Here is a 10,537-nt window from a genome sequence, read left to right as displayed (position 1 = left end):
CCCGCCGCAACAATTTTGGTTTTTGGGTTGAGGTTAGCGATGTCTAACGAGAAAAGAGGGTAAATCTACTTTTGAATTTGGGCGAAACGATCGCATTGGCGTTGGTTCTGGTAGAGATTCAAGCGATCGCTCCGATCTGTAAACTTTATCATTGTTAGATTCATGTTGAATCGGTTCTGTTAAGTGTCTAACTGGTCTTTCGACTAGAAGACGATCTAATGCACCGCTAAGTTGGAGGGCATGGTGCTGATGACGAACTGATTGCTCTTTCCAATGCTGGATCGCCGCTTCATATTCGGATGCTTTGGATGCTTGATGCAGAACTTGATTTTGCAATTCTTCGATTTGCTGTTCTAATTCTTGTACTTTTGTCAGATCGGTGACATATTCATTTTCAAGCCCTCGTAAGGATTGATGCAATTGGGCTTGATTGGAGAGGTGCTGAATTAGTTCTCCTTCTAGCTGATCCCGTTGAGTTGAGACTTCTGCCAGCTTAGTTTGAGCTAGTTCGAGAGTTTTAGTAGAATCTTTGAGCAAAACTTGAGTTGCCTCTAGCTCTGTAGTCAAGGTTTGCTGTGAAATATCTAGCTCGGTATTTTGATATTGCAGTTGATAAATCAACTTATCTTTACTATTAATCTCTTGAACATATTTCTGGGTAACCTTCTGGGTTTCAATTTCTAAGGCGATCGCTAAACGATGTTGAAATTCTTCCTCTAGTTGCAAAACATGGATCGCTAGGCGATCGCTTAAATCTCGATCATCTGTGGCTGGGCGGTGAGATTGCAACTTAGCAACTTGACTTTGCAGTTGTTCAAGTTTGGTAGTGAGTTCTGCGACTTGCCGATCGCGATCGTTGCTAACACTAGTAATTTCCTGCTCAAGCTGATCGACATATTCACATTCAAATTGGTGTTGCGATCGCAAATCTTCTAGCTCTTTTTGGAGACGATCGCGATCGGCAGCTAATTCATTAGCTAAAGAATTAGGTTTGATAATTTCTGGGGGTTTGGACTCACTAGACTGCTGACCATCTAAAATCCAATCATCAGCAAAAGCATCTACATCATCTAGATTGTTTAGCAACATATTGGCGATCTCAGCGATCTCTTTTTCTTTTAGTACACCACCACTTAAGAGTGCATCAAGGTCATCGTCATCATTAACGCTTACGGCGCTAACCGAAACTTCTCGTAGTGCTGATTCGTGTTTCAATTCACTCACGTATAACCTCACCCATAATACCGAGGTATTTTTACAAGACAAACATTAACAGACTTTGTCAAGTTTGCAATTCTTTTCCAGTAATTCTCGTCATAAAGATTGGTTTTAACGACAATGGCTGATTTTTTAAGTATTTATAGCAATTACAAAACCAGTAAAGTTACGCCCCTGCGGAGCGTAACTTTACTGGTTTTGGTTAAAAATACTTTTCAGTCTGCTTCAGCAGACTTGAGCTTTTAGCCAAGAACTTGAGTTCTTGGTTTATTCTTCACAAAATATGCGATCGCGCTAAGATAAATGCGTGAGCAAGCTATAGCCAAACCAAAATATTTACGCAATTACGCATTCAGGATTTTAAGTCATGGGCAGATACTGGCGAGTTTCGGATGGCTCCTCTGACTGGCTTTTTTGGTGCGAATAGTTCTGGAAAAACGGCGATCTTGCAATTTTTGTTAATGATTGAACAAACAAACTATCGTATGACTCCATTTAGCCCAAACAGCTATAATGAATTTGCAATGATATAGCCAATAATATTAAAGATAGACCATATTAATAATATATGTTAAACAGAATCTACATAGATAATTTTCGCTCTCTTGTGAACTTTGAGCTTTCATTTGATTCCATTAACCTATTCCTAGGAGCAAATGGTTCAGGGAAATCTACTGTTTTTTATGCCATAAGTAGGATTAAAGATTTAATTTCTGGTGTATTTAAGGTGGAAAATCTATTTACCATCTTTGATTGTTGTCGTTGGCAGACACTTAAGGAACATAACTTTGAGATCGAAATAGATGGAAATGGAGGTAAATATAAATATGATCTTGCTATACTGTATAACGAACAACAGAAGCCATTTATTGCTCATGAAAGATTATGGTTTAATAATCAGCCGTTACTAAAATTTGAATTAGGTGGTGTATATATATACGATGATGATTATGTAGAAATATCGAAAATTTCCTACTTCGATTCCTCTCAATCATTTCTATCTCTTTTGCCACCAACTAATACTAACAAGAAGTTAACTTGGTTTAGAAATCGTATATTGCGTCTCATAATTATACAGATTACTCCTTCTCTAATGACTGGAGTTAGCGAACAAGAACTTTCTTACATATCTCCAAGAATGGAAAACTATGTATCTTGGTATCGTCATCTTTCACAAGATCAAGGTAAGGTTCTTAAGATTACAAATGTCTTGCGAGAGGTTTTAGATAAATTTACATATTTTAAATTCGATAGGTTTAGTGAAACCAACTATGGATTAAAGCTAATATTTGAAAATGAGATTGACAACAAAAAACCAATTGAATACTACTTTAATGAATTATCAGATGGACAGAAAGTTATTATTGCTTTATACACTTTAATTTATAGTACTCAAGATGAAGACTATACATTATGTATAGACGAACCTGAAAACTTTCTAGCATTACCAGAAGTGCAGCCTTGGCTAGATCGACTTTATGATTTTTGTAGTGAGAAAAAACTACAAGCTTTGCTTATTTCTCATCATCCAAAACTAATAAATTTTCTAGCACTAGATGCTGGTTACTGGTTTGAGCGAAAAGGTAATTCTCCAGTTCGAGTTAAACCGATAAAAGATACAGATGATTCTGGATTACCAATTTCTGATTTAATAGAGCGTGGTTGGCTTTATGACCCAGAATAGACAAACCATTGTAATTTTATGTGAAGACCGTCAACAATATGTCTTTGCTCGTTACTTTTTTCAGAAGAAAGGATTAACTGGAAAGTTTATTGACAGAAGTTGTCCCAGTGGTAGGCAAGCTGGAGAGCAATATGTTCGCGAACGTTATGCAGCAGAAGTTAAGGCTCATCGGAGTAAAAACTATCTCAATATTTGCTTGATAGTAGTAATAGATGCTGATAGAAATACTGTAGCTGAACGCATAAAACAGTTGGACTCAGTTCTTGAGGAAAAACGTCATCGCAAAGAAAAAATTGCAATATTTGTCCCCAAAAGAAATATTGAAACTTGGATATATTATCTCCAATCAGGTGAACCTATTGATGAAATTGTTGCATATAGCAAACTTGCAAATCAAGGAGAATGTAAGCCATTTGTTGAAAAGTTAGCCGATCAATGTGTACTAGATTTACCTTCCAATGCACCACCATCAATGCATGATGCTTGTATTGAACTAAAGCGAATCATTGAGTAGTTGTTTGATGCTTTAGGAACTACCCCTGTTAAGGTGAACAACGAACTTGCGTGATTCCAGCGCTATGACTCCGTAAAATTTCATGTCGAAAGTCCAAGAAAATGGATTTTTGAAGGCTGAAACAACCAATCTACGTCCGCTATTTTTGCTCCTTAACAGGGGTAGCTTTCGGGACTTAATATATTTATATATCTTTCCAAAGCAAATAAAACCTTTTTAGCAATTAACAAAATAAAATCTTCTTTATTATTCTCAGTCTGCACCTTTTCTAAAGCGTCATAATAAGCCATCCGACTATCATAATCACCACCAATAATTGCCAATGGAAAACCATATTGCAACAGAATTAAATTCATGATTAAGCGCGAAGTCCTACCATTACCATCAATAAAAGGATGAATAGTCACTAACCTTTCGTGCATTTCGGCTGCTAAAACTACTGGATGCAGATGATCTTTTTCCCGATTATAAAATCGAAAATATGACTCCATCAAATCTTGTAATAAATAGGGTTGTGGTGGCAAATGTTTACTTCCTGCGATCGCTACGGGTAACCTGCGATAAACTCCTGCATTTTCGCGATCGATTCCATACAAGACAATTCCATGAATTTGTTTCAGGATATATTCTGACAAATCTACCCTTTGAGAAACAAGATCATCAATAAATAAAATAGCTTCTTTATGATTAATTGCTTCTAAATGCTCACGCATACTCTTGCCACTAATCGTCATTCCCTCATTGATGACTAACTGAGTTTCGCGCAACGTTAAAGTATTACCTTCAATGCGATTACTTTCATACAAAAACTCAACTTCTAACGCTTCTTTAATCGTGGCATTGTCTAAGGATTGACGCAAAATATCTAGCTCTACTTTGAGTTGATCAATATCAGCAAGGATCGATTCAATTGTTCTCATAAATTCAGAATGTAAATTACATTGCGCCTAAAGCCTTTAACAAAGCTGCAAACTTAATCGTAGTTTCACTTTGTTCGTTTTCTACCTGCGAATTAGCGACAATTCCTGCACCTGCAAAAATCCTTGCCCGATCGCCTTGAATATATCCCGCCCTAATCCCCACGCCAAAAGTCCCTTCACCATTACCATTTAGCCAACCAATCGGTGCAGCATACCAACCCCGATCGCAGGCTTCCCATTGCTGCATAAAGCAAACTGCACGATCTCTTGGCTCACCACCAACGGCGGCGGTTGGATGTAACTGTTGCAAAATATCAAGAGCAATTAACCAGTCAGAATCATCAATTTGAGCTGCGATCGGCGTATATAAATGCTGCACATTAGAAAGCTTCAGTAAACTAGTCTCTACTTGTGGATCGATCTCCGCCCCCATACTTTGCAAGCGATCGCAGATCGAGCGAATCACAATTTGATGTTCGCACATGTCTTTGGCGCTATTCAGTAAGCGATCGCCGAGCATCAAATCCTCTTGGACAGTCTTGCCACGCTCAATCGAACCCGCCACCGCATCACTGCGTAACCAGAGGCGATCGCTTTGAGCTTTAAATTGTAACACTACTTCAGGAGTCGCGCCCAAAAAGGTCTTACCCACGCCATAATCTAGCAAAAAGGAAATACATTCAGGATATTCGCAACGTAAGACATGCAGCACCTGAAACGGATCGAAATTGCGATCGGCTAATACATCCAACGCCCTAGCCAATACCACTTTTTCAAAATGACCTTGATGGATTAATGTTAACGCTCGTTCGACGATTTCCGTCCAAATTTGTTGTCCCTGTACTTCGACGATTTTGCGCACTTCATGGACTGTCGGCGATTCGTAATGGGAGCTTTCTTGTAGATGCGATCGCAAATCCTCTAGACGTTTTAATACTTCATCAGGCTTATCCCATGGCTGAATGTAATGATTTAAAGTTAAAGTGCAATTTTGCTCCTTATGACGCACCATCCAACGGGGAATAAAAAAGAGTAAAGTTGGAAATTCAATTGCTGGTTGATAATCGTTTGGTTCTGCTAAATCTAGGTAGTCACTCGCATTACTACCATTGCGGTAAAACGAAAAAGCCCCAAAAACATGTATTGGAATTTGAGATTCTGGTGAGTCGAGATCGACAATCTTGGCAACGATCGCATTAGTTAAATGGTTTTTGATAAACTTTTTAGCACAATCAAAGCGATCGCTTAAATCATGATTAGGAACTGACACTTCCGCTACTGAGCCCGCCGCCGCTAATACCAAATCGGCATTTGGCTGTTCCCAATAAAATTTTGGCTGTTGGGGATCGGACTTACTTGCCAACAACAATAAAGGATTAATGCACTCCCAGCTTTGAGAGTAACTAAATAAAATCGGTGACCCTGTGATCTGCGCTTGAGCGATCGCTTTAACAATCCAATCGTGCAGAGATTTAGAATCGATGCTGCTATAGGTGACACTCTGACGAACTTGCATGATTATATTTTATCCATACAACGCCGTTCAGCCACAATAAAAGAGTTTCTTAAATTAAAGGGTCGCTTTGCGACCCTTTAATTTAAGAAACTAGATCGTCACCAGTCGCGATCGCCAATTCCTGCAAACGCTCTTGTTGATCCTTAGAAATACAACTTTGAATCACTTCTTCGAGATCCCCCTCCAGAATCGGCGGTAAAGTAAAGTTCTGCCCCAAACGATGCTCGGTGAGACGACTATCTTTATAGTTATAAGTACGAATTTTTTCGGAGCGTGAACCAGTCCCCACCTGAGATCGGCGCATTGAGGTAATCTCTGCTTGTTGTTCGCGTAACTTTATTTCATAGAGCTTAGCCCGCAAAATCTGCATTGCTCGCTCTTTGTTTTGTAACTGCGATCGCTCTTCTGTACAAAAAATTCTAATCCCCGTCGGTTTGTGAAATAAGTCGGCGGCTGTTTCTACCTTGTTGACGTTTTGACCGCCAGCTCCACCCGATCGTGCTGTGGACATTTCAATATCCTTGGGATCGATGTGAATCTCCACTTCATCAACCTCAGGCATAATTGCAACTGTCGCGGTCGAGGTATGTACACGCCCCTGTGATTCTGTAGCAGGTACTCGTTGCACGCGATGCACACCTGACTCAAATTTGAGCTTGCTATAAACGCGATCGCCTTGCACTTCAATGATCGCTTCTTTAAAGCCACCCATTTCGGCAAGAGTCTCGCTGATCATCTTTACTCGCCAGTTTTGACGCTCGGCATAGCGCGTATATAGCCGCACCAAGTCGCCAGCCCAGATGCCTGCTTCATCGCCACCTGTACCAGCACGAATTTCTAACATGATGTTCTTATCATCATTAGGATCTTGGGGAAGTAGCAGGATCTGTAACTTTGCTTCTAATTCTGCTAGCTTCGCTGATAGCTCCTCGACTTCCAGAGCTGCCATTTCCTTGAGATCGGGGTCATTCGACTCCTTCAAGATTTCTTGTGACTCTTTACAATCTTGCTCCGCCTTACGAAAAGTCTCGTAGGTCAAAACCGTCTCTTCTAAAGAAGCACGAACTTTAGCAATGCGCTGAAACTCGCCGTGATCGGTCGCCACGTCAGGATCACCCATCCGACGAGTCAGTTCATTGAAGGTTTGTTCAACAGATTCGAGCTTTTTGATTAAGTAAACAGCAGGCATGGAATTTGAGTTACCGCAAAAGAAAGTGAAAAATTAGTAAGCCAGAGGTAAACCTTAAAATTAATCCTTGGCTAGACCTGATTTTCCACAGCAGCGGTTTCGTCAAACATACCGTACTTACGCAGGAAGCGCTCTACGCGACCTTCGGTATCAATAATCTTTTGTGTGCCAGTGTAGAAGGGGTGATTGCCCGACCATACATCAACATTAATCTCAGGGTGAGTAGAACCAATGGTTGCTACCACTTCACCGTTGCAAATTACTTTTGCTTCGGGATACCACTTCGGGTGAATTCCAGCTTTAGGCATAGTCTTAGCTATAAAAAATCAAAAATTAAGCTTTTCTAGACTAGCACAGAAATACGCATATAAAACCCAAAAAGAGTAAACGACGCTTCGCGTCGTTTACTCTTTTTGGGTTTTATGGATACCAAAACATGCCTTTGATGCCTTCGGGATCTGCGTTGAAGCCCATCTGACTGTAAAACTCGACCACATGGGCATCGGCGAATAGACTAATATTGCTAATGTCAGATTTGCGTAACTCTTTAATCATTTCTTCCATCATTGCTTTGCCTAAGCCCCTACCTTGAAAATCAGGGTGAATCACTACATCCCATAATGTGGCATTAAAAGCATAGTCAGAAGTAGCACGAGCAAAACCAATTAAACGTTTAAACCCGCCACGATGCTCCCACATGGAGAGGACGACAAAACTATGTTGTAAGGCAATACGAACTTTACGAATAGGTCGCCTTGCCCAACCTACAGAGTCACATAATTCTTCTAGTTCGTAGAGATCAAGATCTTTTTCGGTGCTAAAGAAAATCTGTCCGCTTTGGTTTGGTACTTGGCGAAGTTTTGTCTTTTTTGTTGGTTCTAGGGTGTCAGAACCAAATAAGCTTTTCCAGAACCCCATTTGTGTAAGCGATCGCCTTGTCTATTACAAATTCGTTACAGATATTCTAAGCGCCTTTGTATTGTATCTGCTTTTGTTGAAATCAGGCGATCGCAAATACTAAAATGCTGTTATTTAAATGCTAGATGCTTTTATCCAGTCTTGTCTCTATATTGGTAGAATTGTGCCATTATTGCTGCCTTATAACTGAGCCACCGATATTAGCTTTTATTTTTTAACTCCTGAAACAAGCAATGTTAAATCCGATCGCGCTATTTCAAAGTTATGGACATCTAACATTGGTAATCGCACCTAACACAATCTGTGGGGCGATATTTTTGGCAATATTCTGGACAATGAAATGCAATTGTGAGCGATCGGGAGGTTGGCTATGACGTTTGGGTTAAAAAACTCAACGGTCGAATTACTGAAACGCTTTAACATGAGCTTTCCTCAGTTTTACGAGCAGTTTGTTAGCAGTGATATTCAACTGCAAAATCTGCGTTTGGCTTATCAGCTTTATCAAACAAAGGAAGCGGTAATTGAGTTAAGGTCTGAAAGCAGCAAGAGTGTGCTGTATTTTGCCTATCGCAACCAGTCTTTTTTACTAAGCGATATTTTTGGGGTGTTAGCGGCCTATGGCTTAACGATCCATAGTCTTAGCTTGTATGGGCAAATCCATACACCAATGTTGGTATTTATCAAGTTGGTGATTTCTCGTGGCGGGAAGTCTTTGCCTCAGAAGACTGCCGAAAATGTGCGGAAGGCGATTAAGGAGACTCTGTTAGGTCGTTTTGAGGTTGAGGAAATGTTGGCGCTGGAGTTTAATCTCGATAGCGGACTTAAAAAAGTAGAAACAAACTTTTATGTCGATCGCGTGTTTCATTTACCAGCATTGTTAGTCGAGGCAGATAGCCAACCTGGGTTGTTTTATAAAGTGATGAATGCGATTTGGCAAGAGGATTTGTTGGTGGTGAATGCCAATTTGCTGGTTTGGCGTGGGCGCACACGTTTGATTTTGTATTTATTGGGGCCAAACGAAAACCTAATTCCTGAGTATTTAGGGACAAAAATTGCGGAAAGTCTCAAGCAACGTTTGTCTTATTAATTCTTGTTCCCCTCTCCCACTGGGAGAGGGGCTAGGGGTGAGGGATTATTCTTTTAATTTCGCGATCGCATCATACAGAGGCTGCCAGTTATCATCAACAGTAATCCTTTCCCAGAGTTCTTCGATTTTAGGACGCAAGAAAATGATGGTGGGATTAGCTTGTTTAAGTTGCTGGGCAATATTTTCCATTTCGGCGATCGGCTGACGGATTAGCAATTGATGGTAAACGACGCGCCATTTTTCTAATAGCGGCAATTGCTCATCACTAAGTTCCCAATCATGATCTGCCAAAATCTTGTCTACATCTTCGCGCCAATTGGTTTGGAAAGATTGACGCAGCTTGACAAAGAATTGGTTATAGCCGATCGCTTGCACGACTGATAGCAATTCTAGAGTTGCTCCAATTAAATCCTCTGTTTCAGGCTCGGAAAGAGTAATAAACCCTAAACGCTTTAACATCATTTCGCAATAGGCCGCGCGATAGAAGTCTTTAAACTTCTCTAAAGAAGAACGCATATCATCTTTGTCCATCACCATACTCAGAGGATCTTGCAGCTTTTCAAGATTCCAATAGCAAGCGGCGGGTTGATTGGCATAGCTATAGCGTCCCGCGTAATCAAAGTACGCTGCTGCGAATCGCGGATCGTAGGTAGGAATAAAGGCAAATGGCCCATAATCAAAGCTTTCACCAGTAATCGACATATTGTCAGTATTGAGAACTGCATGACAAAATCCTGATGCCATCCATTGAGCGCAGAGAGTAGCGACTCGTTCGACAAGTTCTAAATAAAATATGCCATCTTGATTCTCTTTACCCCAGATATGTGGATAGTAGATTTGAAGAACGTGATCTAGCAAGTTGCGAGTGAGATCGGCGCGTCCAATCCAGCGCAGGCGCTCGAAAGTACCAAAGCGAATATGCGATCGCGAGAACCTCACCATTACTGATGATCTTGTTGGTGAAGGCTCATCACCTCGCCATAGGTCTTCGCCTGTTTCTATGAGACTAAGGCAACGAGAAGTTTTTACACCCATTCGATGCAGCGCCTCGGAAGCAATTATTTCGCGGACACCACCTTTGAGCGTAAGTTTGCCGTCAGCAGAGCGAGAGTACGGAGTGCGCCCAGAACCTTTGGTTCCGAAATCATAAAGTTCGCTGTCGATGCCACGTACTTGTCCATAGATAAAGCCACGTCCATCGCCGAGTTGAGGATTATATTCTCCAAACTGATAGCCGTGATAGCGCAGAGCTAGGAATGGACGCACGGCTCGAAAATGTCCAAAGGCTTCGATAAAGTCATCGTCGCTAACCTGTAAAGAGTCAAGCCCTAGCGTCGGTAAAATATCGTCATTGCGCCAGCGCAATTTGTGCATCGGATATTCGGCGGCGGTAACGATGTCGTGATAGTCTGCTAGGGATTCGATCGCAGGTTCGTAGTTGAGATTAAGGAAGGGGTTGCTAGGGTGACTCATATCGAAGAAATAAGCGGC

General features: G+C 40.9%; 10 protein-coding genes. 3 read left to right on the top strand and 7 right to left on the bottom strand.

Features of this window, described 5'->3' with window-relative positions:
- Window positions 1-33: 33 nt before the first annotated feature.
- Complete coding sequence (locus tag APA_RS09585; protein ID WP_201322057.1) at window positions 34-1,224, bottom strand: hypothetical protein; 1,191 nt, start codon at window positions 1,222-1,224, stop codon at window positions 34-36.
- A gap of 562 nt (window positions 1,225-1,786) precedes the next feature.
- On the opposite strand from APA_RS09585, the gene APA_RS09580 reads away from it, so the two are divergent.
- Together APA_RS09580 and APA_RS09575 are read left to right on the top strand one after the other, a co-directional pair.
- Window positions 1,787-2,902, top strand: a complete 1,116-nt coding sequence (locus APA_RS09580; RefSeq protein ID WP_201322056.1) for an AAA family ATPase — start codon at window positions 1,787-1,789, stop codon at window positions 2,900-2,902.
- Window positions 2,889-3,416 (top strand): hypothetical protein, encoded by a 528-nt coding sequence (locus APA_RS09575; RefSeq protein ID WP_201322055.1) that lies wholly within the window; start codon window positions 2,889-2,891, stop codon window positions 3,414-3,416. Before APA_RS09580 ends, APA_RS09575 begins: the two co-directional genes overlap by 14 nt.
- A 152-nt stretch (window positions 3,417-3,568) precedes the next feature.
- Here APA_RS09575 and APA_RS09570 read toward each other — a convergent pair whose 3' ends face one another.
- The 5 genes from APA_RS09570 to APA_RS09550 form a co-directional block, all read right to left on the bottom strand.
- Window positions 3,569-4,336 (bottom strand): Fic family protein, encoded by a 768-nt coding sequence (locus APA_RS09570; protein ID WP_201322054.1) that lies wholly within the window; start codon window positions 4,334-4,336, stop codon window positions 3,569-3,571.
- Between the two features lie 16 nt (window positions 4,337-4,352).
- Window positions 4,353-5,852, bottom strand: a complete 1,500-nt coding sequence (locus APA_RS09565; RefSeq protein ID WP_201322053.1) for an isochorismate synthase MenF — start codon at window positions 5,850-5,852, stop codon at window positions 4,353-4,355.
- 82 nt (window positions 5,853-5,934) lie between these two features.
- The gene (prfA, locus tag APA_RS09560) at window positions 5,935-7,041 is read right to left on the bottom strand and encodes a peptide chain release factor 1 (protein ID WP_201322052.1); all 1,107 of its coding nucleotides are present in this window, start codon (window positions 7,039-7,041) and stop codon (window positions 5,935-5,937) included.
- A gap of 71 nt (window positions 7,042-7,112) precedes the next feature.
- Window positions 7,113-7,349, bottom strand: a complete 237-nt coding sequence (gene rpmE, locus APA_RS09555) for a 50S ribosomal protein L31 (protein ID WP_201322051.1) — start codon at window positions 7,347-7,349, stop codon at window positions 7,113-7,115.
- 112 nt (window positions 7,350-7,461) lie between these two features.
- Window positions 7,462-7,959, bottom strand: a complete 498-nt coding sequence (locus APA_RS09550) for a GNAT family N-acetyltransferase (protein ID WP_201322050.1) — start codon at window positions 7,957-7,959, stop codon at window positions 7,462-7,464.
- Window positions 7,960-8,329: 370 nt separating this feature from the next.
- Here APA_RS09550 and APA_RS09545 point away from each other — a divergent pair, with 370 nt between their 5' ends.
- The gene (locus APA_RS09545) at window positions 8,330-9,046 is read left to right on the top strand and encodes a hypothetical protein (protein ID WP_201322049.1); all 717 of its coding nucleotides are present in this window, start codon (window positions 8,330-8,332) and stop codon (window positions 9,044-9,046) included.
- A gap of 45 nt (window positions 9,047-9,091) precedes the next feature.
- Here APA_RS09545 and APA_RS09540 read toward each other — a convergent pair whose 3' ends face one another.
- A complete protein-coding gene (locus APA_RS09540; protein WP_201322048.1) occupies window positions 9,092-10,519 on the bottom strand; it encodes a YdiU family protein in 1,428 nt (475 codons plus the stop codon).
- Between the last annotated feature and the right edge of the window lie 18 nt (window positions 10,520-10,537).

This window comes from Pseudanabaena sp. lw0831 (genome assembly GCF_016584665.1).
In the GTDB taxonomy this organism is placed as follows: Bacteria; Cyanobacteriota; Cyanobacteriia; order Pseudanabaenales; family Pseudanabaenaceae; genus Pseudanabaena.
This window is presented reverse-complemented; position numbering and strand designations above follow the sequence as displayed.

Bases quoted from the DNA above. Each gene is read 5' to 3' on its own strand.
- APA_RS09550 (WP_201322050.1), bottom strand. From the start codon at position 7,959: ATGGGGTTCTGGAAAAGCTTATTTGGTTCTGACACCCTAGAACCAACA.
- APA_RS09570 (WP_201322054.1), bottom strand. From the start codon at position 4,336: ATGAGAACAATTGAATCGATCCTTGCTGATATTGATCAACTCAAAGTA.
- APA_RS09565 (WP_201322053.1), bottom strand. From the start codon at position 5,852: ATGCAAGTTCGTCAGAGTGTCACCTATAGCAGCATCGATTCTAAATCT.
- rpmE (WP_201322051.1), bottom strand. From the start codon at position 7,349: ATGCCTAAAGCTGGAATTCACCCGAAGTGGTATCCCGAAGCAAAAGTA.
- APA_RS09545 (WP_201322049.1), top strand. From the start codon at position 8,330: ATGACGTTTGGGTTAAAAAACTCAACGGTCGAATTACTGAAACGCTTT.
- prfA (WP_201322052.1), bottom strand. From the start codon at position 7,041: ATGCCTGCTGTTTACTTAATCAAAAAGCTCGAATCTGTTGAACAAACC.
- APA_RS09580 (WP_201322056.1), top strand. From the start codon at position 1,787: ATGTTAAACAGAATCTACATAGATAATTTTCGCTCTCTTGTGAACTTT.
- APA_RS09540 (WP_201322048.1), bottom strand. From the start codon at position 10,519: ATGAGTCACCCTAGCAACCCCTTCCTTAATCTCAACTACGAACCTGCG.
- APA_RS09575 (WP_201322055.1), top strand. From the start codon at position 2,889: ATGACCCAGAATAGACAAACCATTGTAATTTTATGTGAAGACCGTCAA.